Genomic DNA, 26,752 nt, shown 5'->3' with positions numbered 1-26,752 from the left:
GTCGAGAAGAGCGAGCTTGCTCTCGAGCAAGCTGAAGAAGCAGGGCGTGCCGCACGAGGTGCTGAACGCCAAGGCGCACGCGCGCGAGGCGTCGATCGTCGCGCAGGCCGGCCGCAAGGGCGCGGTCACAGTGGCGACGAACATGGCCGGCCGTGGCACGGACATCATGCTCGGCGGCAACGCCGAGTTCATGGCCGTCGCCGACCTGGCCGCCCGCGGCCTCGACCCGGCCGAGAACGCCGACGAGTACGAGGCCGCCTGGCCGGCCGCCCTGACCAAGGCCAAGGAGTCGGTCGCCTCCGAGCACGACGAGGTCGCCGAGCTGGGTGGTCTGTACGTGCTGGGCACCGAGCGGCACGAGTCGCGCCGCATCGACAACCAGCTGCGTGGTCGTTCCGGCCGCCAGGGCGACCCGGGCGAGTCCCGGTTCTACCTGTCGATGCAGGACGACCTCATGCGTCTGTTCAACTCGGGTCTCGCGGAGTCGATGATGACGCGGGCCGGGTTCCCCGAGGACATGCCGCTCGAGTCCAAGATCGTCACGCGCGGCATCATGTCGGCGCAGTCGCAGGTCGAGGCGCGCAACTTCGAGATCCGCAAGAACGTCCTGAAGTACGACGACGTCATGTCCCGCCAGCGCGAGGTCATCTACGCACAGCGCCGCCGGGTGCTCGAGGGCGAGGACCTGCACGTGCAGATCACGCACTTCCGGGAGGACGTGCTGACGGACTACGTCGGGGCCGCGACCGCCGAGGGACGCCCCGAGGACTGGGATCTCGAGGCCCTCTGGACGGCGATCAAGGCCGTGTACCCCGTGACGATCACCCCCGAGGAGGTGGTGGAGGAGGCCGGCGGTGAGATCCGGCTCAGCGCCGACCTGCTCACGCGGGAGATCCTCTCCGACGCCGAGGTCGCCTACGCGGAGCGCGAGGAGTCGATCGGGTCGGACAACATGCGCCAGCTGGAGCGGCGCGTGACGCTGTCGGTCCTTGACCGCAAGTGGCGTGAGCACCTCTACGAGATGGACTACCTCAAGGAGGGCATCGGCCTGCGGGCGATGGCCCAGCGCGACCCGTTGGTGGAGTACCAGCGCGAGGGGTTCCAGCTCTTCAACGCGATGAACGACGCGATCAAGGAGGAGACGGTCGGCTACCTGTTCAACCTGGAGGTCCAGGTCCAGGAGGCGGCCGCGCCGTCGTCGCCCATCACGCTCGACTCCATCGCGGCGGCGCAGCAGACCCCCGGCGCGGCGGCTGGTGCTGAGCGCCCGGCGGCCCGGCTCGTCGCCAAGGGGATCGACGGTCCTGAGGAGCAGGCGCCGCTGCAGTACTCGGCGCCGTCCGTCGACGGTGACGCCGGTGTGGTCACCCGCGCGACGGGTCCGGCGGGCAAGAACGGCGGCGCTCCCGCGTCGTCGGGTGGCCAGGCGACCGGCGGGACGGCCAACCGCGAGGAGCGCCGGAAGGCGGCCAAGAACCAGCGCAAGCGCTGATCGTCACGTCGAAGGCCCGCTCCCCACGCCGGTGAGTGAGCGGGCCTTTCGGCGTCATTAGCCGATCTCAAGGGCGGTCGCGCGCCACGCGCCGCGGTGGGCCTCGAGCCGGAGCGCGACAGCCCGGACGCGGCCCGCGTCGTCCGTCACGACGCTGACCTCGTGCGCCGTCGTGAGGACGGGCGTTGCCCGGAACCGCCGGACCACCGGGCGACGGACGCCCTGTGGGGCGCTCAGCACGCGCGCGGTCAGTGCGCTGCGCACCTGCAGCGCCTCGTAGACGCCTGGCGCGAGCCAGCGCGCGAGCTGCGCGGCGGGCCGCCGACCTGCGAGGACCTCGAGCGACGCGAGCGCGATGGCGCAGCCGACGGCGGCGGGGTCGGCAGACGGCACGGCACCGGGCGCGTCCTGGTCGTCCGGGGCTGCTCCCGGCTCGTCCCTCGCCCGCAGCACCGAGATCCGACTCGTGATCGTCGGAGGGACCGGCTGGGCCGGACCGGTGGCACGCGGGACGAGCGCCCTGGGGGGAGCGGCGACCAGCCGGACCCGTGGCTCAGGCCCACGCACCCGGGCGAACGCGTCCTCCGTGCCTGAGAGCGCCGGCTCGACGGCGACGGAAGTCACGAGGTCGCCCCGTCCTGCGGGGCCGCGAGCACCTGGCCCGGGATGATCACGCCCGGGTCGGGTCCGATGGTGGCCGCGTTGGCGTGGTACCAGGCAGGCCAGGCCGCCGCGATCTGGGCGTCGGTCGCGTGCGGGTCCAGATGGCGGGCCGCGATGGCCCACAGGCTGTCGCCGGCGACGACGACCACGCTCTGGTCGGCCGCCGCGGCGCGCGTCGCCGCTGGCTCCGCGGGCGCGGCCATCGCCTCCGCGACGGGTGTCACCGCCGCCGGCGTGCTCGGTGGCGTGCGCAAGACGGGCGACGGGTCGGCCGTCTCGACGGGCGCTGCGGTCGGGGAGGCTGTCTCCTTCACGAGCGGCGTCGTGGCCACCCAGCCGAGGTCGTCGTCGGCGACCGTGACGGCCGCCACCGACGGCGTGGGTGCCGGGTGGACGGCTGCCGAGGCACCCGTCGCGGCGCCGAGCCCGACGGTCGCCCCCACGACGAGCACGAGTGTCCGACGGACGACCGCGGGAGCGCACCGGTGGACCATCCGTTCGCCGAGGCGCCAGCTGGAACCGACGAGCCGCGCGCCAAGGCATCCGAGTGCGAGGAGTGCCGACGCTGCCAGCCAGGTGGCCACGAGGGCCCCGACCCCGCAGACGGCGATCTCGACCAGCGCGTCGACGCCGAGCACGGACGACGCGGTGACGAGCGAGAACCCGCGGGATGCGAGCCCGACAGCGAGTGCTCCTCCGGAAAGCGATGCGACCAGCAGGTCGAGCCCCGCGGAGGTGAGCGATGGTCGTCGCGACGGTCGGGCAGGAGCCTGCTTGCGTTGGTGCGCGGCGTCGATCGCCATGTTTGATCCTCAATCGTGTCGTTTGATGCAATTTGACCATGCTTGAGGGTCATAGATGTACCTGAATGTCCGAACCTTGTCCAGGGGTGATCTGGTCCAGGGGTGATCTGTCTGCCGAGTTGCAGGACCGTCCGCGCCTGCAGCGAAGCTCGGCATGATCGCCGGCTGGCAGCCGGCCGGCTCGTCGGCGGTTGCGTCGAGACGATGGTCGCCGACACGCCGGACGGCGACGTCGCAGCGTCAGAGCACGCCACGGACCGGCACATCGTCTACCTCGAGGCCGCTGAGGACGACGCGGCGACGATCGCCCGCAACCCTCATGGCCTGTGGCCTGCGGGTTCGTTCGAGAACGCCCGTTCTGTCAGGTCGGAACGGCAACCTGGTGTGTCGGCCGTCCTGCCCGTCCTGAGCGTGTCCCGGGCCGACATGGAGGCAGAAGGTCGGCGCCACGGAGAATTCTCCGAGATTTGGGTGTGACCCTGCCGTCATGACGACCGTGGAAGGCCCGCCGGCGCAGCGCCGTACGACCTACCGAGCCTCTGGACAGCCGAAGCGCGGGCGGTTCCCCGTGCGAACCTCGCTGGTCATCGGTTGCGTGGCGCTGCTCGGCTGGTGGTGGCTGGGTACGCCAGCTGGTGCGGTGACGACGCCGGGTGGTGCTGTGCTGGCGTTCGGGGAAGCTCGCCGGACTGCTCGGGTCGTTCCTGGTGGTGGCACAGCTGCTGCTGGTTGCCCGGGTGCCCTGGTTCGAACGGTCAGTCGGCTTCGACCGACTCGTCTCGTGGCACCGGTCGCTCGGCACGTCCGTCGTGCTGCTGGTAGTGAGTCATGCCTTGGCCATGGTGGTCGGCGGGATGTTCGTCGACAACGCCACCCCCTGGGACGAGGTGATGGTGATGCTCCGCACCTACCCGGACATGCTCACCGCGCTGGCGGGCACGACGGTGTTCGTCGTCGTCGGCATGTCCGGCGCGCGGGTGTTCCGCCGGCGACTGTCCTACGAGTGGTGGTTCCTCATCCATCTCACGGTGTACGGCGGGGTGTTCCTCGCGTTCTTCCACCAGGTCTCCGCTGGTGCCCACCTGGCGCGCAGCCCGATGGCCCGTGCGGCCTGGATCGCCTTGTATGCGGCCACCGCGGCTGCCGTCATCTGGTACCGGGCACTGGTGCCGGCCGTGCGGTTCGCGTTCTCTGGCATGCGCGTCGAGCAGGTGGTGCGGGAGGCCGCCGGGACGACCTCGGTCTGGCTTCACGGACGCAACGTGGACGTGCTCGGCGGGACGGCGGGTCAGTTCTTCCTGGTCCGCTTCCTGGCGCGCGGCCACCTGCTGACCGCGCATCCTTACTCGTTGTCCGTCGTGCCTGCGGATCGACGGGTCCGCTTCACCATCGGGGCGCTAGGGGACCACTCCCGTGCGGTCCGGCGCCTGCGCCCCGGGACCTGGGTGTTCCTCGAAGGCCCGTTCGGCCGGTTCACCGCCGAGCGCGCGCGCTCCTCGCGCGTGCTCCTGGTCGCGGGCGGCGCAGGCATCGGTCCCGTCCGGGCGCTCGCGGAGCACCTCTACAGCGGAGGTCGTGACGTGGTCGTCGTGCACCGCGCGCACTCTGCGGACCACCTCGCACTTTCCGGCGAGTTCACGGAGGTCGACCGTCTGCGCTACGTGCCGCTGCCGGGCCGGCGCGTGGAGCTGGGCTACGACCCACTGAGCCCGCACCGGCTGGGTCTGCTCGTCCCCGATGTCAAGCGGCGAGACGTGTTCATATGCGGGCCCGAAGGGATGACGACGACCGTCGTCCGAGCACTGCGGGCGCTCGGCGTGCCGCGGTCCGCCATCCACACCGAGGAGCTGAGCCTGGCATGAGCACGCGACGCGGGCGCGGAACCGCCTTGTACGGACTCGCTGTCCTTGCTATCGCGCTGACTCTCACCGGCAAGATCGCCCGGGCTGATGACGCGTCAGCCAACGCCGTCGCGCAGGCTGTGGCATCGACCCGAGCACCTGTTGCCGCTGCTCCCGTCCCCGCGGCCACGGCGGCGCCGGCCATGACGAGCGTGGCACCAACAGCCTCCGCTCCCGTCCAGACGACTCCCGCGGCGACGAGCACGACGCCGGCGGCTCCCGTGGCCCCGGCTCCCGTCCCGTCCACTCCGGCGGCCAAGGGCCAGGCGGGCAGCGGCACGACGTCCACCCAGGTCACGGCACCGCCCGCAGTCCCGACGATCGCAGCCCCGCCGGAAGGGCCGGTAACGGTCACCGGCGAGCAGGTCAACACGCCGTACGGGCCACTGCAGGTCGCGGTCACGTTCACCGGGACCTCGATCAGCTCCGTCAAGGTGCTGCAGTCGCCGAGCTCTCCGTGCTCTGAGCGTGCAGATCAACGCTCACGCGCTGCCGATCCTCATCCAGGAGGCCGTCACGGCCGGCTCGGCGAACATCGACGCTGTCTCTGGGGCTACGTACACATCGGCGGGCTACAAGAAGTCGCTGCAGTTCGCGATCGATCACCGTGGCTGACTCGCACCGCAGACTCGGGCACGGCCTGCGGCGGGGAGGGTTGCAGGCCCGCTCGGACGCGAACGCCTTGCCAGACTGAGTCGGGGGATGTTGCGGCAACTCAACACGATCAAGATCGGGCCGCCAGCTGAGGTGTCTGCGCGGGCTGTCCCCTACGGTGCTCGGATGCGGTGGGAGCAGCTGTTCGCGGACATGGAGGCCCAGCTGGCTGCGAGCCGGCTCGCCGACGTACGCGCGGAGGTCGCCGAGCTCGCCCGTGCCGAACGGGCATCGGTGACGCTGGCCGCCCGGGTGCGCGCCTCGGTGGGGCAGACCGTGCGCGTGCGGCTGGGCGTCCACGAGGCGATCACGGGGACCGTCGTAGAAGGCGCGCCGGAGTGGCTGCTCCTGGCGACGTCGTCGACCCGGCGCAGCCTCGTGCCGCTGTCGGCGATCGCGGCCGTGGACGGGCTGGCGCCGGACGCCGCCCCGGCGCCGGGTCTCGTCGAGTCGCGGCTGGGGCTCGGTCAGGTGCTACGGGCGCTTGCCCGCGACCGGGTGGGCGTGCGGGTCAGTGCGCGCGGGGTCGAGGTGGTCGGTCGGATCGACCGGGTCGGCGCCGACCATCTGGACGTCGCGGAGCTGGGCGCGGCGGGACGACCGGCGACGTGGGCCGTGCCGTTCGACGGGCTGCGCGCGGTGCACGAGGCCTGACCGTCGGCCACAGCCGGTCGCCGTCCGGTCAGCCGGCGTCGGCGGAGTTGCGGGCGCGGGTCTCCTCGTACATGCGCTGGATGTACTTCTCCAGCTCCGCGGACTCGATGCGCCACTGCAGGCGGCCGCCGATCTGGATGGCGGGCAGCTCGCCGGAGCGCACGAGGGCGTAGGCCTGCGGGGCCGAGATGTTGAGGACCTCGGTGACGTCCGCGAGGGTCAGGAACCGCGAGGGCATGACCGCAGTCTGGCACGCACCGGCGCCCGAACCGGTTTGTCCACAATGCACCGTTCTCGCCCGCAGGGGGTGCTCGGCGCGGCAGGATGCAGAGGTCTGCCGACGATCAGGGGGAGTCATGGACAGCAGCGTCATCGATCTGCCCGCGCCGGTCGCGGCGCGGCTGCGTCGGCCGGGCTGGCGCGACCCGAGGCTGCTCGCGGGCGTCGCCATGGTGGCGGCGTCGGTGCTGCTGGGGTCGTGGGTGGTGCGGACGGCGCAGGCGACCGTGCCGGTGTACGTGTCCCGGGGCGCCCTGGTACCGGGGGACCGGCTCGAGGCCGGCGAGCTTCTCGGTGGTCGAGGTCCGCCTGGGCACCGTCAACCTGAACCACTACCTGCGTGCGGACCGGCCCCTGACCGACGCCGTCGTGGTGCGGGTGGTCGGTAGGGGTGAGCTGTCCCGGCGTCGGCGATCGGGGACGCCGGCGACCTGGACCTGCGACCGGTCTCCGTGACGCTGGAGCACACGCCGTCCCAGGACGTCACCGAGGGCGCCCAGGTGGACGTGTGGTTCACGCCCACCCCACCGACCGGCAACGAGGTGGACGCGGTCCCGACGACGCCGCATCAGCTGGCGACCAACCTGGTCGTGGCGCAGGTGACCACGCAGGACGGTGCGTTCAGCGTGGGCGGCGGGACCCAGGTGCAGGTCCTGGTGCCCAGTGCGCAGCTGCCGGAGATCCTTGCGGCGCTCGCTGCCGACGGCACCCTCGACGTCGTGCCCGTCCCCGGCACGGGAGGCTGACGTGACGGTCGGGGTGCTCTGCGCGGTGCACGGCTCCGCGGAGTCGATCATCGTGCAGGCCGTCGAGCGCACGGGCGGTCGGCTGAGCGTCACACGCCGGTGCGCGGACCTCACCGAGCTGCTCGCCGCCGCCGAGGCGGGGCTGGGGCGGCTGGCGGTCGTCTCGGGCGACCTGGACCTGCTCGACCGGGAGGCTGTCGAGCTCCTGCACCGGGCCGGCGTGCGAGTGGTCGGCGTCGGCGACGTCACGCGGCCGTGGTTGGGCGAGCGGTTGTCGGCCCTCGGCGCGGACCTCGTCGTGATGGAGCCGCAGGACGAGGACGCCGGTGGCTCGGTGGTCCGGGAGGCGCTGGCCATCCTGGACGCGGTGGGCACCCCGGCCGTGCAGGAACCCAACGACGTGCCGGTCCGTCGGCCGGCGGCCGGGCTCGTCGTCGCCGTCTGGGGTCCCACCGGTGCGCCCGGGCGGACCACCGTCGCCGTGAACGTCGCGGCCGAGCTGGCCGCCGCCGGTCGCCGCACCCTGCTCGTCGACGCCGACACCTACGGCGGGTGCGTCGCACAGGTGGTGGGGATGCTCGACGAGGCCCCCGGCCTGGCGGCGGCGGCGCGCGCGGCCGGGCAGGGCGGGCTCGACCTGGTGGCGCTCGCCCGGCTGACTCCGCAGATCTCCCCCGACCTGCGCGTGCTGTCCGGGATCTCGCGCGCCGACCGGTGGCCCGAGCTGCCGTCGTCGTCGCTCGACGCCGTCTGGACCGTCGCTCGCTCGCTGTGCGAGTGGACGGTGATCGACTGCGGCTTCAACCTCGAGCAGGACGAGCTGCTCAGCTACGACACGCGCGCCCCGCGTCGCAACGCCGCCACGCTCAGCGCCCTCGAGGCCGCGGACGTCGTGCTGGTGGTCGGCTCGGGCGACCCGGTCGGCATCCAGCGGCTCGTGCGGGGACTGGGCGAGCTCACCGACCTCGGCCTGGGCGGCACGCGCATGGTCCTGGTGAACCGGGTGCGCGCGTCCGCGGCAGGCTCGCGGCCGGGCGACGCGGTCCAGCAGGCGCTCGCGCGGTACGCCGGCGTGACGGACGCACACCTGGTCCCCGACGACCGACCCTCGCTCGACGCCGCGCTCCTGGAGGCTCGGACGCTGCGCGAGGTCGCCCCGGGCTCACCGGCCCGTCGGGCGATCGCCGGCATCGCCGCCCGCATCGACGCGCTGCTCAGCCAGTCGCTCGACGTTGCGAGAGTCCGGGCCGAGGTCATCTGACGCATGGCAATCTCGACCAGCGCCCAAGCCGGCGTCCGTGCGTGGTGGAGACGAGAGTTCCGCGACGGGTCCGGTCGGCAGCGGGGCGGCAGGCACGCTCCGTGAGGCGCGACCCGGCACACTGGGCGGGTGCGCATCTACCTTCCCGCCACCCTGGACCAGATCGAGCCCGCGGCCGGCCCGCTGACACCGCGGCGGGTGCACGCCGTGACGCCCGCGCTGCGGGCGATGTTCCCCGACGAGGACGACGAGGGACTGGAGTTCGCCGCGCAGCTCGCGGCCGCCGACGACTCCCTGGCCCTGCTCGGTGAGCTCACCGACGCGCCGCGCGCGCGGCTGGTGGTGTCGGTCGACGTGTCGCCGGACGACGTGCGCCCGTTGCTGGACGACGACGAGGTGCCGAGCGCGCTCGACCTGCTGCGGGCCGTCGACCGGGACGACATCGCGTGCGTGCACGTCGACGAGCCGGGCGTGGGCGCCGACGTGGACGCCGCGATCACGGGCGACGATGCCGCGATCGAGCGCCTCGACGAGCGTGACCTGCTCTGGTACGACGCCACCGAGCTGGGCGCGATCCCGCGCTGAGCGTGGCGTTGGTCACCCGCCGTGGGGCTGGTTGGACCCTGCCTCCGCGACCGGGTAGTGTTCACCGCCGGTACGACGTCCGGCCGCACGTAGGTCCGCCCCGCCAGGCGACCGGCGAGCGCCGGGCGTTATACCCCCATGGGGTATGGTGTAATTGGCAGCACGACTGATTCTGGTTCAGTTAGTCTAGGTTCGAGTCCTGGTACCCCAGCTCAGCAGAGCAAGGTATTGCACCGCTGATTCGATCCACCGAGGTGGATCGGGTAAAGTGTTCACTCGCACGCGGGGCCTTCGGGTCACGCAGCGTATAGGCCCCCGTTGTGTAGCGGCCTAGCACGCCGCCCTCTCACGGCGGTAGCGCCGGTTCGAATCCGGTCGGGGGTACGTAGAGAAAGGCCCGGTCCTGGTGACCGGGCCTTTGTCGTATATCCGGCTGCACCGGGTCAGTGCTGGCCGGGCGGTCCGCCGCCGCCGGACGTCGTCGGGAGCAGCACGACGATCAGCGCGGCGACCGCGGCGCAGAGCAGCCCGGCGAACACGCCGACCAGGATCGCCGCGATGACGTCGCCACCTCCGAGGAGGCTCGCCACGGCGCCGACGACGAACCCGCCGACGAACGACCACAGGGCCGCGCGCCGACGCTGCCGGCGACGGGCCGCGGCCGGACCTCGGACGGCCACGGTCAGTCGGCCGTGCGGCGCAGGACCTCGGTCAGCCGGTTGGCCGCCGAGACGACCGCGGCGGCGTGGAGCCGACCGGGCTGGCGGGACAGACGCTCCAACGGTCCGGACACCGAGACGGCGGCGACGATGCGCCCGGACGGTCCACGCACCGGCGCCGAGACCGACGCGACGCCGACCTCGCGCTCGGACACCGACTGGGCCCAGCCGCGACGACGGACGCCGGACAGGATCGTCGCGGTGAACTTGGCGCCCTGCAGCCCGCGGTGCAGGCGGTCGGGCTCCTCCCAGGCGAGCAGGATCTGCGCGGCCGAACCGGCGTGCATCGTCAGCGTCGCGCCGACCGGGATCGAGTCGCGCAGGCCGATCGGCCGCTCGGCCGCGGCGACACAGATGCGCTGGTCGCCCTGGCGGCGGTAGAGCTGTGCGCTCTCGCCCGTGTGGTCGCGCAGCGCGGCCAGCACGGGACCCGCGGCGGCGAGCAGGCGGTCCTCGCCGGCGGCCGTCGCGAGCTCCGACAGGCGCGGTCCGAGCACGAACCGACCCTGCATGTCGCGGGCGACGAGCCGGTGGTGCTCGAGGGCCACGGCCAGCCGGTGGGCCGTCGGGCGAGCAAGATGGGTGGCAGTGACGAGCTGCGCCAAGGTGGCCGGACCGGCCTCGAGGGCGCTGAGAACGGATGCGGCCTTGTCCAGCACGCCGACTCCGCTAGAGTTGTCCATAGGTCGATATTGGCGTCTCGAAGGCTGAGATGCAAGTACGACGATCGGAGAGCCGGGAAAATCCACACTCCCGGATGAGAGAACGACGAGAGAACGGACCGAGAAGATGGCCGGCACGTTGGCAGAGAAGGTCTGGGACGCGCACGTCGTGCGGCAAGGCACCGACGGTGCACCCGACCTGCTCTACATCGACCTCCACCTCGTGCACGAGGTCACGAGCCCGCAGGCGTTCGAGGGTCTGCGCATCGCCGGACGTCCCGTGCGCCGCCCGGACCTGACGCTGGCGACGGAGGACCACAACACCCCGACGCTGGACATCGACCGCCCGATCGCGGACGAGACGAGCCGGACGCAGATCCAGACGCTGCGCAACAACGCGGCCGAGTTCGGCGTGCGCATCCACTCGCTCGGCGACGCGGACCAGGGCATCGTGCACCAGGTCGGCCCGCAGCTCGGCCTGACGCAGCCCGGCCTGACCGTCGTCTGCGGCGACTCGCACACGTCCACGCACGGCGCGTTCGGCGCGCTCGCGTTCGGCATCGGCACCAGCGAGGTCGAGCACGTGCTCGCCACCCAGACGCTGCCGCTCGCGCCCTTCAAGACCATGGCGATCACCGTCGACGGCGCGCTGCCGTCCGGCGCCACCAGCAAGGACATCATCCTGGCGATCATCGCCAAGATCGGCACCGGCGGCGGTCAGGGCTACGTGCTCGAGTACCGCGGCGAGGCCATCCGCGCGCTGTCGATGGAAGCCCGCATGACGGTCTGCAACATGTCGATCGAGGCCGGCGCCCGCGCGGGCATGATCGCGCCCGACCAGACCACGTTCGACTACCTGCAGGGCCGCCCGCACGCGCCCGAGGGCGCCGACTGGGACGCCGCCGTGGCGTACTGGTCCACGCTGAAGAGCGACGACGACGCCGAGTTCGACGTCGAGGTCGTCCTCAAGGCCGAGGACCTCGAGCCCTTCGTCACCTGGGGCACCAACCCGGGCCAGGGGCTGCCGCTGTCCGCGAGCGTCCCGGTCCCCGAGGACATCGCCGACGCCAACGAGCGCGTCGCCGCCGAGCGGGCCATCGAGTACATGGGCCTGACGCCGGGGCAGCCGCTGCGCGAGATCAAGGTCGACACGGTCTTCATCGGCTCGTGCACCAACGGCCGCATCGAGGACCTGCGCTCGGTGGCCAAGGTCGTCCGGGGCAAGCACAAGTCCGACGACGTCCGCGTGCTCGTGGTCCCGGCGTCGGCGCGCGTGCGCCTGCAGGCCGAGGCCGAGGGGCTCGACAAGATCTTCCTGGACTTCGGCGCCGAGTGGCGCAACGCCGGCTGCTCGATGTGCCTGGGCATGAACCCCGACCAGCTGGCCCCGGGCGAGCGCTCGGCGTCGACGTCCAACCGCAACTTCGAGGGCCGCCAGGGCAAGGGCGGACGGACGCACCTCGTGTCGCCGCTCGTCGCCGCGGCCACCGCCATCCGCGGCACGCTGTCGTCGTACTCCGACCTCGCCACCGGCGTCCCGACACCCGACGGCAGCCCTCTCACCGACCTCCAGACGGTCTGACCCAGGAAGCGAGAAGACCCATGGAGAAGTTCAGCCAGCACACCGGAGTCGGCGTCCCGCTGCGACGCAGCAACGTGGACACCGACCAGATCATCCCGGCCGTCTACCTCAAGCGCGTGACGCGCACCGGGTTCGAGGACGCGCTGTTCGCCGCCTGGCGCGGTGACCCCGCGTTCATCCTGAACCAGGACGCCTACAAGGCCGGCTCGGTGCTCGTCGCCGGACCCGACTTCGGCACCGGCTCGTCGCGCGAGCACGCCGTGTGGGCGCTCAAGGACTACGGGTTCAAGGTCGTCATCTCGAACCGCTTCGCGGACATCTTCCGCGGCAACTCGGGCAAGCAGGGGCTGCTCGCCGCGCAGGCGTCGCAGGAGGACATCGAGCTGATCTGGAAGATCCTCGAGACCCGCCCGGGCACCGAGATCACGGTCGACCTCGAGTCCAAGACCATCACCTGCGACGACGTCGTGGTGCCGTTCCAGGTGGACGACTACACGCGCTGGCGCCTGCTCGAGGGTCTCGACGACATCGGCCTGACGCTCGAGCACGCCGACGAGATCTCGGCGTTCGAGGCGTCCCGCGAGTCGTGGCGTCCCGCCACCCTGCCCGCCAAGCACCTCCCGCCCGTCGAGATCGTCGCCGCGCGCCCGGTGGGCGTCCCGGTCGAGATCGGTCGCAAGCCCTGACGCCGGTCTGCGGCGGGTCCCCACTGCGGACCCGCCGCAGATCGTTACGGTGGGCAGCGAGCCCGACGGGCAGTCGTCGGCCGACGGAAGGGACGACCATGCCTGGCAAGTCCGACTCGCCGACCGCATCGCTGCGCGCGGCTGGAGCAGGTCCGCGGCCACGAGCGCTGTCGACGCCGTCCTCGACGAGATCACCGCCGCTCTCGCGGCAGGTGAGCGCGTGACGCTCACGGGGTTCGGCACGTTCGAGTCCGCCCCCCGCGCCGCGCGGACCGCCCGCAACCCGCAGACCGGCGCGTCGATCGCCGTCGCGGCCACGACGGTGGCGCGGTTCCACCCGGGGGCGACGCTGCGCTCGCGCGTGGCGTCCGGCGCGAACGTCGAGCTTTCCCCTTTGTCGGGCACGCCGGTCGGCGGGCTCGCGGCGGTAGCCGAAGCCCTGGTGACGACGTCTGCGCCCACGAAGGCCCCCGCGAAGGCACCGGCGAAGGCATCCGCGAAGGCGTCGGCACCTGCGGCGAAGTCGTCGCCGTCCAAGAAGGCCAAGGCCGCGTCCGCCAAGGTGACGAAGAAGGCCGCGACGACGAAGGCCGCGACGAAGGTTGCTGCGGCGAAGAAGGCGAGCTCCAAGAAGGTCGCGCCCGTCGGCAAGAAGAAGGCCGCCAAGTCCAAGGACACCAAGAAGAAGAAGTAGGCCCGCGACGCGGCGCGCGGGCGCTGCGGCGACGCGACGGACCCGGTTCGGCTGCCCGAGGGCCGGTGGGAGACGATGACCCGATGAACGATCTGCTGTACGTCGACGGGGGCAACGCCCTGTCGGGAGACATCACCGTCCGCGGGGCGAAGAACTTCGTCTCGAAGGCGATGGTGGCCGCGCTGCTGGGGGAGACCCCGAGCGTGCTGCGCAACGTGCCGCAGATCCGGGACGTCGCGGTGGTCACGGGCCTGTTGGAGCTGCACGGCGTGACGGTCGACGCGGATGCGGAGGCCGGCACCCTGCACCTGGACCCGACGGACGTCGAGTCGGCGCACGTCGCCGACATCGACACGCACGCCGGTTCCAGCCGCATCCCGATCCTGTTCTGCGGGCCGCTGCTGCACCGGCTGGGCGAGGCGTTCATCCCGGACCTGGGCGGCTGCCGGATCGGCGACCGGCCGATCAACTACCACCTCGACATCCTGCGGCAGTTCGGCGCCGTGGTGGACAAGACCGACAACGGCATCCACATCCGTGCGCCGCGGCGGCTGCAGGGCACCAAGATCGCTCTTCCCTACCCGAGCGTCGGCGCCACCGAGCAGCTGCTGCTGACGGCCGTGCGCGCGGAGGGCATCACCGAGCTGGCCAATGCGGCGATCGAACCCGAGATCATGGATCTCATCAACGTCCTGCAGAAGATGGGCGCGATCATCTCCGTCGACACGGACCGGGTGATCCGCATCGAGGGCGTCGACCGGCTCGTCGGCTTCCAGCACACGGCGCTCGCGGACCGGATCGAGGCGGCGTCGTGGGCCGCCGCGGCGCTGGCCACGGGCGGGGACGTGTATGTGCGCGGCGCCACGCAGCCCGAGATGACCACGTTCCTGAACACGTTCCGCAAGGTCGGCGGGGAGTTCGCGGTCGACGACGCCGGCATCCGGTTCTTCCACCCGGGCGGCGACCTGCGCTCGATCCAGCTGGAGACCGACGTCCATCCCGGGTTCATGACCGACTGGCAGCAGCCGCTCGTGGTCGCGCTGACGCAGGCGCGTGGCCTGTCGATCGTGCACGAGACGGTCTACGAGAACCGGTTCGGGTTCGTCGAGGCCCTGGTCGGCATGGGCGCGACGATCCAGGTCTACAAGGAGTGCCTGGGCGGCCGGCCGTGCCGGTTCGGGCAGCGCAACTTCTACCACTCGGCCGTCATCTCGGGCCCGACGTCGCTGAGCGCCGCCGACATCGAGGTGCCGGACCTGCGCGGCGGCTTCAGCCACCTGATCGCCGCGCTCACCGCCAAGGGGACGTCGTCGGTGCGTGGCATCAGCCTGATCGACCGCGGGTACGAACGGTTCACGGAGAAGCTCGAGGCGCTCGGCGCGCAGTTCAGCCGCGAGCCCACGCCCGCGTGAGCCCGGTAGCATCGGCTCCCGTGCATCCGCCCGCCAGGTCCAACCGCGCCTTCCGCAACGTCGCCCGCGTCGTGCGACCGCCCCTGTGGCTGATGACCCGCAAGGACTGGCACGGCGTCGAGAACCTGCCCACCGAGGGCGGATTCATCGCCGCGTCCAACCACATGACGAACATCGACCCGCTGACGTTCGCGTACTTCCTGTGGGACAGCGGCTTCGCACCGAAGATCCTGGCCAAGGCGTCGCTGTTCAAGGTCCCGGTCGTGGGTCGCATCCTGCACTCCCTGGGGCAGATCCCGGTCTACCGCAACACGGTCTCGGCGGCGGAGTCCCTGACGGCGGCGGTTACCGCGATCAACGACGGCGACTGCGTGGCCGTGTTCCCCGAGGGCACCCTGACGCGCGACCCGGACCTGTGGCCGATGGTCGGCAAGACGGGCGTGGCGCGGCTCGCGCTGACCACCCGGGCGCCCGTGATCCCGGTCGCCCAGTGGGGGCCGCAGCGTCTGCTGCACCGCTACGGCAAGCTGCTGCGACCGTTCCCGCCCAAGACGCTGCAGATCGTCGCCGGTCCGCCCGTCGACCTGAGCGACCTGTACGACAACCCGCAGGACACGGCGACGCTGCGCGAGGCCACCGAGCGCGTGATGGCCGCGATCACCGCCCTGCTCGTCGACCTGCGGGGCGGGCAGCCGCCCGAGGTCCGCTACGACATGCGCAAGCCGCTGTCGCCCGGCGAGAAGCGCATCGGCGGGGACCACGCGACGAAGCCCGAGCTGCCGTGACGGGGCTTCGCGCGGCCGTGCTCGGCGCGGGCGCCTGGGGCACCACGTTCGCCGCGGTGCTGGCCGACGCCGGCTGCGAGGTGACGGTCTGGGGCCGCGACGAGCTGGTGTGCCGGCAGATCGCCGACGAGCACCGCAACGAGACGTACCTGCCGGGGATCGCGCTGCCCGCCGGGGTGACGGCCTCGTCGGACCCCGCCGTCGTCCTCGACGGTGCGGACCTGGTCGCGATCGCGATCCCGTCGCAGTCCGCTCGTGCCCTGCTGACGCCGTTGCGCTCGCTCGTCGCGCCCCACGCCGTCGCGGTCTCGCTGATGAAGGGCGTCGAGCTCTCCACGGACCGGCGGATGAGCGAGGTCGTCGCCGAGTCCCTCGACCTCCCGCTCGATCGCGTGGCGGTCGTCTCGGGCCCGAACCTGGCGCTCGAGATCGCCCAGCGGCAGCCGACGGCCACGGTCGTCGCGTCGAGCAGCGAGACCACCGCCCAGCTCGTCGCCACCGCGTGCGCGTCCGCCTACTTCCGGCCGTACACCAACCAGGACGTCGTCGGCGTCGAGCTGTGCGGGGCGGTCAAGAACGTCATCGCGCTGGCGGTCGGCATCTCGCAGGGGCGCGGGCTCGGCTACAACACCATGGCGACCGTCATCACCCGCGGTCTCGTCGAGATGACCCGTCTCGGCCTCGCACTCGGCGCCGACGCGGACACGTTTCCCGGTCTGGCCGGCCTGGGCGACCTCATGGCGACGTGCGCGTCGCCCGACTCGCGCAACCACGCCCTGGGCGGGCACATCGGTCGCGGGATGACGCTCGACGAGGCGATCGCCGCCACCGGCGGGACCGCCGAGGGCGTGAAGTCGTCCCGGTCGGTTCTCGAGCTGGCCACCTCCCTGGGGGTCGAGATGCCGATCACGTCGGCCGTCGTCCGGGTGCTGCACGAGGGTCTGCCCATCGAGCAGCTCGCGGCGCTCCTGCTGGCCCGCCCGTACAAGGCCGAGGGCGTCTGAGCGCTGAGCCTCGCTCGATCCCGGTCAGAGGTGCGCGCCGGCTCGCAGGGCGCGGTCCAGGTCGGTCCAGAGGTCCTCGACGTCCTCGATGCCGACGGACAGACGCAGGAGGTCGTCCGGCACCGTGCGCGACTCGGTGGCGAAGCGACGCCGACGCTCCAGGCTCGACTCGACGCCGCCGAGGCTCGTCGCCGGCACCCAGAACTCGAGGGCGGCGACGACCGCGTCGGCCGCGGCGGCGCCCCCGCGCGGGCGCAGGCCGATGATCGACCCGTAGCCGTCCATCAGGCGGGTGGCGCGGTCGTGGCCGGGGTCGGTCGGCAGGCTCGGGTGGCGGACCTGGGCGACGACCGGGTGGGACGCCAGGCGCGCGGCCAGCTCGGCGGCGGTCGCCTGGGCGCGCTCCACCCGCAGCGCGAGCGTGCGCAGACCGCGCAGGGCGAGCCACACCTCGAACGGCCCGGCGATCGACCCGTGCAACGTCCGGTAGGCGTGCAGCGCCGCGTGCAGGGCGTCGTCGTCGGCCAGGGCGGCCCCGAGGACCACGTCGCTGTGGCCGGCAAGGTACTTGGTGACCGAGTGGACGACGATGTCCGCGCCGTGCTCGAACGGTCGCTGCACCAGGGGCGTGGCGAACGTGTTGTCGACGCCCACGAGCGCGCCCGCCGCGTGTGCGGCCGCGACGAGGACCGGGAGGTCGGCGACCTCGAGCATCGGGTTGGTCGGCGACTCGACCCAGAGCATCGAGGTGCCCGGCAGGGCGGCGACGACGGCCTCGGTGTCGTCGATGTCGACCAGCTCCACGTCCACCCCGTGCCGATCCGCCAGGTCGACGGCGTAGCCGATGGTCACCTGGTAGGCGTGCCGGGGCAGGACCAGACGGCCGCCGTCCGGGACCAGCGATAAGGCGGCGGCGATCGAGGCCATCCCCGATCCGAACACGAGCGCGGGGTGGGCCGACCCCTCCAACCGGCCCAGCGCCTCCTCGAACGGGTGCCAGGCCTGGGTGTCCATGCGCCCGTACAGGAAGCTCGCCGGCCCCCGGTACGCCCTGGGAGACGTTCGTCGACGAGAGCACCACGGGCGGGTTCAGCGCGCCGCCCTGGGTCCGGGGCGGTCGGCCCGCGCTCACGACGAGCGTCGACGGTGCCAGGTCGTCAGGTCGCGCGGGAGCTCACCTGGGAAGGCTACCGGCCCCGCAGCGGTCACCGCGGTGGGGCTCCCGCGATGCGTCCGGGTAGGGTTCGGCCCGATGGACATCACCGCAGCCCCCCCGACCCGTCGACCGCGGGTCATGGTGCTGTTCGGCGGCCGCTCCGGCGAGCACGCGATCGGCTGCGCGACGGCGGGCGGTGTGCTGCGCGCCATCGACCGCGACCGGTACGACGTGCTCGCGGTCGGCATCACGCCGGCGGGCCGGTGGGTGCTCGCCGAGGATGATCCGGACCGGTGGGCGATCGTCGACGGACGTCTCCCGCAGGTGGAGGACACCGCCGCGCACGTGCTGCTGCCGCAGGCGGTCGACGACCGCGAGGTCCAGGTGCTCGAGGCCGGGCAGCTGCCCCGGGTGCTCGGCGAGGTGGATGTCGTCTTCCCGCTGCTGCACGGCCCCTTCGGGGAGGACGGCACCCTGCAGGGCATGCTCGAGCTCGCCGACGTCCGGTACGTCGGCGCCGGGGTGCTCGCCTCGGCGGTCGGCATGGACAAGCACATGATGAAGCTGGTCCTGGCCGGGCACGGGCTGCCCGTCGGGCCGTTCGCGGTGGTCCAGCCCGGCGAGCTCGACCGGGACCCGGTCGCGGTCGCGGAGCGGGTCGCCGCACTCGGTCTCCCGCTGTTCGTCAAGCCGGCCCGCGCGGGCTCGAGCCTGGGCATCACGCGCGTGACCGACCTGGCGGACCTGGCCGCGGCGATCCGGGTGGCTCAGGAGCACGACCCCAAGGTGATCATCGAAGCGGCGATCGTCGGGCGCGAGATCGAGTGCGGTGTGCTCGGCGGGCACGGCTCAGAGCGCGCCCGCGCCTCCCTGCCAGGCGAGATCCTCGTGACCGACCCGCGGCACTCGTTCTACGACTTCGAGGCCAAGTACCTGGACGAGGCGGGGGTGACGCTGGCCTGCCCGGCCGACCTCACCGACGCCGAGACGGCCGCCGTCCGGGACGTGGCGATCCGGACCTTCGAGGCGGTCGGCTGCGAGGGGCTGGCCCGCGTGGACGTGTTCGTGACGCCGGCCGGAGAGGTCGTCGTCAACGAGATCAACACCATGCCGGGGTTCACCCAGTTCTCCATGTACCCGCGCATGTGGCAGGCGTCCGGGGTCTCATACCCGGAGCTGGTCGACGAGCTGCTCCTGCTGGCGCTGGAACGCCCGACGGGCCTGCGCTGAGCCCTCCCGGGGGCTGGCCCCCGGGCCGGTGCTCGGGCAGACCCACGAGTTTGCGTTCCCGGGGCAACAACCGCGGAAAACTTCAGGCGTGTGCCGTACTGTCTGGGCATTCGTGGTGGACCGGCCTTCGACAAGGACGTCGCGGTCGGCAGGCGTCTCCACCATCGTCGGGACGCCCACCAGCGTCTTACGCCCCTGTCGAGCGGACGGGTGCATCGCAGGGTCGTCCAAAGGATCGGGCGCCTCCTACGCAGATCGGTTGTGACTACTTGAGCCACGCGCTGCTCGCACCGCCCGCCCGCCCCACCGCTCCCGGCGGGCTCGCATGAGCCCCGACGGTGGCGCCGCCACGATCGAGGCGCGCAACGCCAGCGACTACTCGGCCCTCGCCGCGCAGATCCGCGAGTCCGGCCTGATGGCACGCCGGTACGGCTACTACTGGAGCCGGATGGTCCTTGCGGTCCTGGCGTTCGCGGGCATCTGGGTCGCGGTCGTCCTCGTGGGCAACTCCTGGTGGCAACTCGCCGTCGCGGCGGCCCTCGCCGTCGTGCTCACGCAGCTGGCGTTCCTGGGTCACGACAGCGCGCACCGGCAGATCTTCACGTCGGGCGCGTGGAACGACTGGACGGCACGCATCATCGCCGGCGGCTTCGTCGGACTGTCCGCGTCCTGGTGGCGCAACAAGCACAACCGGCACCACGCCAGCCCGAACCAGCAGGGCTCCGACCCGGACATCGCTCCTGGTGTCGTCGCGTGGACGTCCGACGTCGTCGACGAGCGCCCCGGCCTGCGCGGCTGGTTCGGGCGCAACCAGGGCTGGTTCTTCTTCCCGCTGCTGACGCTGGAGGGCATGAGCCTGCACCTGTCGAGCGTGCGCGCGCTGACCGCCAAGGGCACCGTGGCCAACCGCAGGGTCGACCTGACGATCGTCGTGAGCAGGCTCGTGATCTACGTCGCGCTCCTCCTGGTGCTCCTGCCGCCGGGGAAGGCGGTCGCGTTCTTCTTCGTGCAGATGGCCCTGTTCGGGGTCTTCCTCGGTGGGTCGTTCGCGCCGAACCACAAGGGCATGCCGATCATCCCCGCCGGCATGAAGGTCGACTTCCTGCGCCGTCAGGTCCTCACGTCCCGCAACATCCGCGGCGGCGCCGCGGTGGACTTCGCGATGGGCGGCCTGAACTACCAGGTCGAGCACCACCTGTTCCCGAGCATGCCGCGCCCGAACCTGCGGCACGTCCAGCCGGTGGTGCGGGAGTACTGCGAGCGCCTGGGCGTGAAGTACACCGAGGTGGGCTTCTTCGCGTCCTACCGGATCATCGTGAACTACCTGAACAACGTCGGGCTGGCCGACCGTGGCGCGTTCGACTGCCCGATCGCCGCCCAGTACGGACGCTGAGGGCTACAGGCAGGACCGGGTCTGCCGCGTCAGCGCCACTGCCGGGCCGAGCAGGTCGACGTACGAGCTGCCGTCCGCGCTGGCCACCGAGGCCGGCACGTGCAGCTCGACGGCCGGCGTGCGCCCGTAGGTGGTCAGCGTCCAGTCTTGTCGTCGTTCTCGACGACCACCCAGTCGATGCTCGGTCCGCCCGGCGTCTCGACGGTCTGGCAGTGCTCCGTCGTCGGACCGAGCGGCTCGACACCGCAGCGCAGGACGATCGGGTGCTCGGGGTCGCCCCAGGCGGTCGTCGCCTGCGCCGTCGTGTCGCGTTTCGGCAGGCCGTCGCCCAGCGAGTCCGGCATCGCGAGCACCAGGCTGGCGCAGACGGGGTCGGTCGCATGGGGGGCCACCTCGGCTCCGACGGCGTTGCTGCAGCCGGTCAGCAGGGCCAGACCTGCGACGACGGCCGCGGGGGTTGCCGGTCGTCGGATGCGCACGGGGCCACGGTAACCCGCCGAGGCCGTCGACCCTCTACCGTGTCCGGGTGACCAGCACAGACGGGCCTCTCGTCGCCGACCTGTCGGAAGAGGCGCTCCTGGCGCGGATCTTCCCGCTCCTCCCGTCCGGCACGAGCACGCTCCTGGCGCCCGGCGACGACGCGGCCGTGGTCGCCGCGCCCGACGGTCGGTTCGTGGTGACCACCGACGTGCTCGTCGAGGACCGGCACTTCCGGCGTGCCTGGTCGGGAGGGCAGGACGTGGGTCGGCGGGCCGCCGTGCAGAACCTCGCGGACGTCGCGGCCATGGGCGCCCGGCCGACGAGCCTCGTGGTCGCCCTCGTGATCCCCGCGGACCTGCCGGTGTCCTGGGTCGAGGGGCTGGCCCGCGGTCTGGCGCTCGAGTGCGAGCCGCTGGGTGTGGGGGTGGTGGGTGGCGACCTGTCCGGAGGTCCGGTGGTCGTCGTCTCCGTCGCCGCGCACGGCGACCTCGAGGGACGCGCCCCCGTGCTGCGCTCGGGTGCGCGACCCGGCGACGTCGTCGCGCACGCCGGCGTGGTCGGCCGGTCCGCCGCCGGCCTGGCGCTCCTCGAGGCCGGGCGGGGCGCGCTGGACGACGAGCGTCGGTGCCTACCTGCATCCCTCGTCGCCGCTGGGCGCCGGGCCCGCCGCGGCGGTCGCCGGGGCCACGGCGATGATGGACGTGTCCGACGGGCTGCTGCGGGATGCCGGGCGGATCGCGCGCGCGAGCGGCGTGGGGCTGGACCTGGCCGGGCCGGCGACGGCGTTCCCCGACGACGTCCGACGGCTGGCGGCCGCGGCCGGGGCGCTGGGTGCGTCCGCGGAACGGTGGGTGCTCGACGGGGGAGAGGACCACGGTCTGCTCGCGACGTTCCCGGCGGGGGCCACGCTGCCCGCGGGCTTCCGCGCGATCGGGCGCGTCCGGGACGGTTCGGCGGTGCTGGTCGACGGCTCACCGGCCCCGGAGACGTCGGGGTGGGACCACTTCGGCGGTCATTGAGTCGCGAGGGTCGCGTGTCAGCCCCGGCGGTAGCGGACCTCGAGCAGGCTCTCGCCGCCGACGTCGTCGTAGCGGTCCACGCCGTCGGCCTGGAAGCCGTGCCGGCGGTAGAAGTGCCGGGCGCGCTCGTTGTCCGTGAGCACCCACAAGGTGATCGTGGTCTTGTCCCCGACCGAGGAGATCACGGTCCGCATCAGGTCCCGGGCGACGCCGTGCCCCCACGTCCCGGGGTCGAGGTAGATCGAGTAGATCTCGCGGTCCGCGCGTCCGGCGTCCTCGTCGCGGCTCGGCCCGACCGTCACGAAGCCGATCACCTGGCTCCCGGACACCGCGACCCAGGTGAGCACCTGGTCCGACGGGCCCTGGCGCAGGTAGGACGCCCACTCGCTCGCGCGTTGGTCCACGTCGAGGGAGGCCAGGTGCGCCTCGGGCACGATGCCCGCGTACGCCTCCTGCCAGGACCTCACGTGCACCCGCGCGATCCCGGCGGCGTCGCTCTCGGCGGCGGCGCGGATCGTCACGTCGTCCAGCTGCTCGACCATGACGTCACCCTGCCACACGGAAGGGACATGACGAAGGCCCACGAGGTGACAACCTCGTGGGCCTCGGTCGGTGCGTACGGGGTACGCCGAGACGGGGTCAGACGGCGCGCTGCACCTTGCCGGCCTTCAGGCACGACGTGCAGACGTTGAGACGCTTCGGCGTCCCCGCGACCACGGCACGCACGCGCTGGATGTTCGGGTTCCAGCGCCGCTTCGTGCGCACGTGCGAGTGCGAGATGCTGTGCCCGAAGCTTCGGCCCTTGGCGCAGACGTCGCAGTTGGCAGCCACGGTCTTCTCCTGTTGCTCTGTACGGTTCATCGGCCGCATGTGTGCGGCGAAGCTGTGAGTTGGGGCGCACGGGCGACGCCGACTCCGGGAGAGGATTCGGGGGCCGCCACGGGGCACCACCAGTGCCCGACTCGGTCGGGCAACCGGTCAAGACTAGCCCATCTCGTACGTCGACCCAAATGTGGGTCGGATGCTGCAAGGTGGTGCCCGAAAGACCTGATCGTACGAGCAGACGGACGAGCGCGACGGAGGTGCCGTGGAGCGGCTGGATGCAGCGGCGATGCGCGCCTGGGCGCACGCGTCCCGCTCCGCCCTGGCGGGGTCGCGCGACCGGATCGACGCGGTCAACGTGTTTCCCGTGCCCGACTCCGACACGGGCACCAACGTGCTGCTCACCGTCACCGGGGGCGTCGCTGCGCTCGAGCACCTGCCGGTCGCCGACCAGGACGCCCGCGACGTCGCGCGACAGTTCGCCCGCGGGGCCATGCGCTCGGCCCGCGGCAACTCGGGCGTCATCGTCAGCCAGTACCTCACGGGCTTCGCGCAGACGCTGCCGGAGCAGGCGGACGCCTTCGACGTCGCGCGGTGCCTCGGCGCGGCGGCCCGGGCGGCACGCGGCGCGATGCAGGATCCGCAGGAGGGCACGATCCTCACGCTCGCGGACAGCGTCGCTCGCAGCGCCACGACGGCCGCGGACGCGGGGGCGGACCTGGCGACGATGCTCGCCTCGGTGGTCGCGGACGCGCACCGTGCGCTCGCCGGGATCAGCGCCGAGCACCCGGTGCTGCGCGCCGCACACGTGCTCGACGCCGGCGCCTGCGCGCTGCTCGTCGTGCTCGACGCCCTCGCACGGGTGGTCGGTGGGGGGACCGTCGCGGGCGACGCGCTGGCGTGGTTGCCGGCCACCCCGACCGACCCGTGGCCGGTCGAACCGGCCGGTGGCGCGTTCGAGGTGATGCTCCTGGTCGGCAGTGCCGACGCCGACCTGGACGCGGCCTTGCAGGTCGCGATGGCGGCGCTGGGCGACTCCGTCGCGGTGGTCGGCGGGGACGGCATGTGGCACGTGCACGTGCACACGGACCATCCCGCGTCGGCGATCGCCGCTTCCACGATCGGTCGGCGCGAGCAGGTCCTGGTGCGTCTGGTGGCCGGGGCGCACGCGTCGTCGGCCCACGTCGACGACGGTCGCTGCGGGGTCGTGGTGTGCACCAGCTCGCCGAGCTGGCGTCCTGGTACGCCTCGACGGGTGCCGTCACGCTGGTGCGGTGCCCGGAGGCACCCATCAGCAGGGACCACCTCGAGCGGGCCGTGACGGACACCGGCGCTGTGCGCGTCGCCGTGCTCCCGGGCGACTCGGTGGCCGACGACGAGCTGACCGCGCTCGTCGCGTCGCACCCGGACGTGGAGGTGCTCGACGCCGGCGACGAGCTGCGGGTCGCGGTCGCGGCGCTCGCGCTGGCGGCGGCCGCGGACGCCGGACCGGCCCACGAGGCCCTGCGCCGGTTGCGGTCCGTCGAGCTGGCCGACCCGGTCACGCCGTCGTCGGTGCGGGCCGCGGCCGACGAGCTACTCCGGACCGCGAGCGGTCCTGTGGAGAGCCTCACCGTGCTGCTGCGGGACGCCGGACCCACGCTCGACGACCTGGCGGGCTACCTCGCGGAGCACCACGAGGGCGTCGAGCCCATCGTCGTCGGTCCGACCGGTCGGGGACCGGCCGTCCTGATCGGGCTGGACTGACCGTGCCCGAGGGACGCCGGAGCCGTACCAGCCGGGCGCCACGCAGCGGCCTCGTCTACGAGGACGGCGTGCACACGTCCGTCGACCCGTTGCGGGAGCCACCCCCGGCGCGGAACGCCGCGGACCTGAAGAAGTTCGAGTCGCTCGGGATCGAGACCAGAGCGGACCTGCTGGCGTACTACCCCTGGCGGTATGCGGACTCGCGAGAGGTCACCGACATCGCGAGCCTGGTGATCGGTCTGAACGTGGCCCTGGTCGCCCGCGTGCGCGGCGCGCAGATGAAGCACGCGGCGAAGACCGGCCGACCACGGGTCGAGGCGACCATCACCGACGGCAACCGCTCGCTGAGCCTGGTGATCTTCACGGCCAACGAGGGCGTCGCGAAGTGGCACCTCGCGCGGCTCGTCGTCGGTGAGCTCGGGCTGTTCTCGGGCGAGATCAACGTGTTCAACGGCCGGTTGCAGCTGGCCAACCCGGTCTACCAGATCCTCGGGAGCGTCGAGGACGAGGCGCGGGCGATGGAGGAGGTCGAGTGGCCGATCCCCATCTACCCGGCCACCAAGGGTCTGGACTCCGAGGCCATCCGCGCGGCGCTGCGCAAGGTCCTGGACCCGCTGACGGACGACGAGATGCCCGATCCGGTGCCGCCGCACGTCCGCGAGCACCGCGGGCTCGGGTCACGGCTCAAGGCGCTGCGCGACGTCCACGTGCCGCGCGAGGACGCCGACGTCCACCGCGGGCAGGCACGGCTGCGGTACGAGGAGGCGTTCGTCCTGCAGACCGAGCTCGCGAGACGCCGGTCGCGGGCGCAGCGGGAGGCCTCGACGGCACGCCCGCCACGGACGGGTGGGCTGCTCGAGGCGTTCGACGCCCGCCTGCCGTTCGACCTCACGCCGGGGCAGCTGCTCGCGGGCGCACAGATCGGCGACGACCTGGCACTCGACCGGCCCATGCAGCGGCTGCTGCAGGGCGAGGTCGGGTCGGGCAAGACCGTCGTGGCGCTGCGGGCGATGCTGCAGGTCATCGACGCGGGCGGACAGGCCGCGATGCTCGCACCGACCTCGGTGCTGGCCGCACAGCACGTGCGGACGTTGCGCGCCCTGCTGGGGGACCTGGCGGAGGGCGGGATGCTCGGCGGCTCGGAGATCGGCACGCGCGTGGCCCTGCTCACGGGCGCGCAGGGCGCGGCCGAGCGCAAGGTCAACCTGCTCGATGCCGCCAGCGGGCAGGCCGGGATCGTCGTCGGGACCCATGCGCTGCTCTCGAGCCCGGTGCAGTTCGCCGACCTCGGGCTCGTCGTCATCGACGAGCAGCACAAGTTCGGCGTCGAGCAGCGCGGTGCTCTGCTGGCGAAGGCGAAGAACTCACCGCACCTGCTGGTCACCACCGCGACGCCCATCCCGCGCACGGTCGCGATGACCGTGTTCGGCGAGCTGGAGATCTCCGAGCTGCGCGAGGTCCCTGCGGGTCGCAGCGGGATCACCACGCACGTCGTACCGGTCGGCGTCCCGGCGTGGATGGACCGGACGTGGCGCCGCGTGGGCGAGGAGGTCGCCCGCGGCGGCCGGGCGTTCGTCGTCTGCGCCCGGATCGACCCCGACGACGACGAGCTGACCAGCGAGGACGACGGCGACGACCTCTATCTCGACGCCGACGAGCCGACGACCGTGGGCGAGGCGACCGCGGCGGGCGTCAAGCCGCCCAAGCGGCCGTTGCGCGCGGTGCTGGAGGTCGTCGAGACCCTGCGGCAGGACGACCGGCTCGGCGGCGCCGCGGTCGGGGTGCTGCACGGCCGGATGTCCGGCGAGGAGAAGGACCAGGCGATCGCCGACTTCGCCTCCGGACGGACGCCGGTGCTCGTCTCGACGACGGTCATCGAGGTCGGCGTCGACGTGCCGGCGGCGACCGTGATGGTCGTCCTCGACGCGCAGGTCTTCGGTCTCTGGCTGCACCAGCTGCGCGGCCGCATCGGTCGTGGCCGCGAGCCCGGGGTGTGCCTGCTCGTCTCGGACGCGCCGGACGGCAGCACGGCCGGACGGCGCCTCGAGGCGCTCTCGGCCACCACCGACGGGTTCGAGCTTGCCCGCGTCGATCTGCTGCTGCGGCGTGAGGGCGACGTGCTCGGCGCCGCGCAGTCGGGGCGCCGGGGCACGCTGCGGTTCCTGCGGGTGGTCGCCGACGGGGCGGTGATCGACCGGGCCCGCGAGGACGCGCGGGCGCTCGTGGACGCCGATCCCGAGCTCACGCAGTGGCCGGCGCTGCAACGCGCGATCGACCTACAGCTGGCCGACGGGCGCGAGGACTTCCTCGGCCAGACGTGACGT

General features: G+C 72.6%; 28 protein-coding genes, 2 tRNA genes and 2 pseudogenes. 23 read left to right on the top strand and 9 right to left on the bottom strand.

All coding sequences use genetic code 11. From position 1 onward, the window contains the following. Nucleotides 1-16: 16 nt before the first annotated feature. Complete coding sequence (locus AC38ZX_RS14980) at nucleotides 17-1,492, top strand: preprotein translocase subunit SecA (protein WP_491295038.1); 1,476 nt, start codon at nucleotides 17-19, stop codon at nucleotides 1,490-1,492. A 57-nt stretch (nucleotides 1,493-1,549) separates the two neighbouring features. Here the strand turns inward: AC38ZX_RS14980 and AC38ZX_RS14975 are convergent, their stop codons facing one another. Both AC38ZX_RS14975 and AC38ZX_RS14970 read right to left on the bottom strand, forming a co-directional pair. Beyond that, entirely contained in the window at nucleotides 1,550-2,116 is a 567-nt protein-coding gene (locus AC38ZX_RS14975; protein ID WP_491295037.1) for an Rv3235 family protein, read from the bottom strand. Further along, nucleotides 2,113-2,958 (bottom strand): LysM peptidoglycan-binding domain-containing protein, encoded by an 846-nt coding sequence (locus AC38ZX_RS14970; protein WP_491295036.1) that lies wholly within the window; start codon nucleotides 2,956-2,958, stop codon nucleotides 2,113-2,115. The genes AC38ZX_RS14975 and AC38ZX_RS14970 overlap by 4 nt, the downstream gene beginning before the upstream one ends. Nucleotides 2,959-3,162: 204 nt before the next feature. Here AC38ZX_RS14970 and AC38ZX_RS14965 point away from each other — a divergent pair, with 204 nt between their 5' ends. From AC38ZX_RS14965 to AC38ZX_RS14950, 4 genes are all read left to right on the top strand, one after another. Further along, on the top strand, nucleotides 3,163-3,435 hold the full coding sequence (locus tag AC38ZX_RS14965) for a hypothetical protein (RefSeq protein WP_491295035.1): 273 nt from the start codon (nucleotides 3,163-3,165) through the stop codon (nucleotides 3,433-3,435). Between the two features lie 176 nt (nucleotides 3,436-3,611). Further along, entirely contained in the window at nucleotides 3,612-4,820 is a 1,209-nt protein-coding gene (locus AC38ZX_RS14960) for a ferredoxin reductase family protein (protein WP_491295034.1), read from the top strand. 507 nt (nucleotides 4,821-5,327) lie between these two features. Further along, nucleotides 5,328-5,474, top strand: a complete 147-nt coding sequence (locus tag AC38ZX_RS14955; protein ID WP_491295033.1) for an FMN-binding protein — start codon at nucleotides 5,328-5,330, stop codon at nucleotides 5,472-5,474. Between the two features lie 165 nt (nucleotides 5,475-5,639). Then, complete coding sequence (locus AC38ZX_RS14950; RefSeq protein ID WP_491295032.1) at nucleotides 5,640-6,167, top strand: hypothetical protein; 528 nt, start codon at nucleotides 5,640-5,642, stop codon at nucleotides 6,165-6,167. A 28-nt stretch (nucleotides 6,168-6,195) separates the two neighbouring features. On the opposite strand, the gene AC38ZX_RS14945 is transcribed toward AC38ZX_RS14950, so the two are convergent. Then, nucleotides 6,196-6,405, bottom strand: coding sequence for a helix-turn-helix domain-containing protein (locus AC38ZX_RS14945; protein ID WP_426592710.1), 210 nt, complete (start codon nucleotides 6,403-6,405; stop codon nucleotides 6,196-6,198). 118 nt (nucleotides 6,406-6,523) lie between these two features. Here AC38ZX_RS14945 and AC38ZX_RS14940 point away from each other — a divergent pair, with 118 nt between their 5' ends. The 6 genes from AC38ZX_RS14940 (at nucleotide 6,524) to AC38ZX_RS14915 (ending at nucleotide 9,422) form a co-directional block, all read left to right on the top strand. Continuing rightward, nucleotides 6,524-6,835: a hypothetical protein gene (locus tag AC38ZX_RS14940; protein WP_491295031.1), complete on the top strand. Its 312-nt coding sequence runs from the start codon at nucleotides 6,524-6,526 to the stop codon at nucleotides 6,833-6,835. A gap of 63 nt (nucleotides 6,836-6,898) precedes the next feature. Next, nucleotides 6,899-7,192 carry a hypothetical protein gene (locus tag AC38ZX_RS14935; RefSeq protein WP_491295030.1) on the top strand — a complete coding sequence of 98 codons (294 nt, stop codon included), beginning with the start codon at nucleotides 6,899-6,901 and terminating at the stop codon, nucleotides 7,190-7,192. Nucleotide 7,193: 1 nt separating this feature from the next. After that, nucleotides 7,194-8,453 carry a CpaE/TadZ family protein gene (locus AC38ZX_RS14930; RefSeq protein WP_491295029.1) on the top strand — a complete coding sequence of 420 codons (1,260 nt, stop codon included), beginning with the start codon at nucleotides 7,194-7,196 and terminating at the stop codon, nucleotides 8,451-8,453. 129 nt (nucleotides 8,454-8,582) lie between these two features. Further along, nucleotides 8,583-9,038 carry a DUF6912 family protein gene (locus AC38ZX_RS14925; protein ID WP_491295028.1) on the top strand — a complete coding sequence of 152 codons (456 nt, stop codon included), beginning with the start codon at nucleotides 8,583-8,585 and terminating at the stop codon, nucleotides 9,036-9,038. A 139-nt stretch (nucleotides 9,039-9,177) separates the two neighbouring features. Continuing rightward, nucleotides 9,178-9,249, top strand: a tRNA-Gln gene (locus tag AC38ZX_RS14920). Between the two features lie 100 nt (nucleotides 9,250-9,349). Then, nucleotides 9,350-9,422 (top strand) — tRNA-Glu (locus AC38ZX_RS14915). Nucleotides 9,423-9,481: 59 nt separating this feature from the next. Here the strand turns inward: AC38ZX_RS14915 and AC38ZX_RS14910 are convergent. Both AC38ZX_RS14910 and AC38ZX_RS14905 read right to left on the bottom strand, forming a co-directional pair. Next, nucleotides 9,482-9,718, bottom strand: coding sequence for a hypothetical protein (locus AC38ZX_RS14910; protein WP_426592706.1), 237 nt, complete (start codon nucleotides 9,716-9,718; stop codon nucleotides 9,482-9,484). A 2-nt stretch (nucleotides 9,719-9,720) separates the two neighbouring features. Further along, complete coding sequence (locus AC38ZX_RS14905) at nucleotides 9,721-10,440, bottom strand: IclR family transcriptional regulator (RefSeq protein ID WP_028046824.1); 720 nt, start codon at nucleotides 10,438-10,440, stop codon at nucleotides 9,721-9,723. A 106-nt stretch (nucleotides 10,441-10,546) separates the two neighbouring features. On the opposite strand from AC38ZX_RS14905, the gene leuC reads away from it, so the two are divergent. From leuC to AC38ZX_RS14875, 6 genes are all read left to right on the top strand, one after another. Next, a complete protein-coding gene (leuC, locus tag AC38ZX_RS14900) occupies nucleotides 10,547-12,001 on the top strand; it encodes a 3-isopropylmalate dehydratase large subunit (RefSeq protein ID WP_491295027.1) in 1,455 nt (484 codons plus the stop codon). Between the two features lie 20 nt (nucleotides 12,002-12,021). Beyond that, nucleotides 12,022-12,687, top strand: coding sequence for a 3-isopropylmalate dehydratase small subunit (gene leuD, locus AC38ZX_RS14895; protein WP_491295026.1), 666 nt, complete (start codon nucleotides 12,022-12,024; stop codon nucleotides 12,685-12,687). 49 nt (nucleotides 12,688-12,736) lie between these two features. After that, entirely contained in the window at nucleotides 12,737-13,381 is a 645-nt protein-coding gene (locus AC38ZX_RS14890; protein WP_491295025.1) for an HU family DNA-binding protein, read from the top strand. 83 nt (nucleotides 13,382-13,464) lie between these two features. After that, nucleotides 13,465-14,793: a UDP-N-acetylglucosamine 1-carboxyvinyltransferase gene (gene murA, locus AC38ZX_RS14885; RefSeq protein ID WP_491295024.1), complete on the top strand. Its 1,329-nt coding sequence runs from the start codon at nucleotides 13,465-13,467 to the stop codon at nucleotides 14,791-14,793. 20 nt (nucleotides 14,794-14,813) lie between these two features. Beyond that, a complete protein-coding gene (locus AC38ZX_RS14880; protein WP_426592701.1) occupies nucleotides 14,814-15,578 on the top strand; it encodes a lysophospholipid acyltransferase family protein in 765 nt (254 codons plus the stop codon). Beyond that, entirely contained in the window at nucleotides 15,575-16,582 is a 1,008-nt protein-coding gene (locus tag AC38ZX_RS14875; RefSeq protein WP_491295023.1) for an NAD(P)H-dependent glycerol-3-phosphate dehydrogenase, read from the top strand. Before AC38ZX_RS14880 ends, AC38ZX_RS14875 begins: the two co-directional genes overlap by 4 nt. A gap of 24 nt (nucleotides 16,583-16,606) precedes the next feature. Here the strand turns inward: AC38ZX_RS14875 and AC38ZX_RS14870 are convergent. Beyond that, a pseudogene (locus tag AC38ZX_RS14870) lies at nucleotides 16,607-17,735 on the bottom strand (trans-sulfuration enzyme family protein). Nucleotides 17,736-17,834: 99 nt separating this feature from the next. Here AC38ZX_RS14870 and AC38ZX_RS14865 point away from each other — a divergent pair. Then, the gene (locus tag AC38ZX_RS14865) at nucleotides 17,835-18,968 is read left to right on the top strand and encodes a D-alanine--D-alanine ligase family protein (protein ID WP_491295022.1); all 1,134 of its coding nucleotides are present in this window, start codon (nucleotides 17,835-17,837) and stop codon (nucleotides 18,966-18,968) included. 325 nt (nucleotides 18,969-19,293) lie between these two features. Continuing rightward, nucleotides 19,294-20,361: a fatty acid desaturase family protein gene (locus AC38ZX_RS14860; RefSeq protein WP_426592697.1), complete on the top strand. Its 1,068-nt coding sequence runs from the start codon at nucleotides 19,294-19,296 to the stop codon at nucleotides 20,359-20,361. Nucleotides 20,362-20,495: 134 nt separating this feature from the next. On the opposite strand, the gene AC38ZX_RS14855 is transcribed toward AC38ZX_RS14860, so the two are convergent. Then, the gene (locus AC38ZX_RS14855) at nucleotides 20,496-20,840 is read right to left on the bottom strand and encodes a DUF3515 family protein (protein WP_491295021.1); all 345 of its coding nucleotides are present in this window, start codon (nucleotides 20,838-20,840) and stop codon (nucleotides 20,496-20,498) included. 47 nt (nucleotides 20,841-20,887) lie between these two features. Here AC38ZX_RS14855 and AC38ZX_RS14850 point away from each other — a divergent pair. Next, nucleotides 20,888-21,860, top strand: a pseudogene (locus AC38ZX_RS14850) (thiamine-phosphate kinase). 17 nt (nucleotides 21,861-21,877) lie between these two features. Here AC38ZX_RS14850 and AC38ZX_RS14845 read toward each other — a convergent pair. Then, nucleotides 21,878-22,402 carry a GNAT family N-acetyltransferase gene (locus AC38ZX_RS14845; protein WP_426592694.1) on the bottom strand — a complete coding sequence of 175 codons (525 nt, stop codon included), beginning with the start codon at nucleotides 22,400-22,402 and terminating at the stop codon, nucleotides 21,878-21,880. 97 nt (nucleotides 22,403-22,499) lie between these two features. Next, nucleotides 22,500-22,691 carry a 50S ribosomal protein L28 gene (gene rpmB, locus AC38ZX_RS14840; protein WP_491295020.1) on the bottom strand — a complete coding sequence of 64 codons (192 nt, stop codon included), beginning with the start codon at nucleotides 22,689-22,691 and terminating at the stop codon, nucleotides 22,500-22,502. 256 nt (nucleotides 22,692-22,947) lie between these two features. Here rpmB and AC38ZX_RS14835 point away from each other — a divergent pair, with 256 nt between their 5' ends. From AC38ZX_RS14835 to AC38ZX_RS14825, 3 genes are read left to right on the top strand one after another with little or no spacing between them, the layout of a single operon-like run. Continuing rightward, nucleotides 22,948-24,003 (top strand): DAK2 domain-containing protein, encoded by a 1,056-nt coding sequence (locus tag AC38ZX_RS14835; protein ID WP_491295019.1) that lies wholly within the window; start codon nucleotides 22,948-22,950, stop codon nucleotides 24,001-24,003. Further along, on the top strand, nucleotides 24,000-24,428 hold the full coding sequence (locus AC38ZX_RS14830; RefSeq protein ID WP_491295018.1) for a hypothetical protein: 429 nt from the start codon (nucleotides 24,000-24,002) through the stop codon (nucleotides 24,426-24,428). Before AC38ZX_RS14835 ends, AC38ZX_RS14830 begins: the two co-directional genes overlap by 4 nt. Nucleotides 24,429-24,430: 2 nt before the next feature. Further along, entirely contained in the window at nucleotides 24,431-26,749 is a 2,319-nt protein-coding gene (locus AC38ZX_RS14825; protein ID WP_491295017.1) for an ATP-dependent DNA helicase RecG, read from the top strand. Nucleotides 26,750-26,752: the final 3 nt, after the last annotated feature.

The organism is Cellulomonas sp. McL0606 (assembly GCF_058248365.1).
Note: the sequence above shows the minus strand (reverse complement) of the source record. Positions and strands in the feature narration are given on the sequence as shown.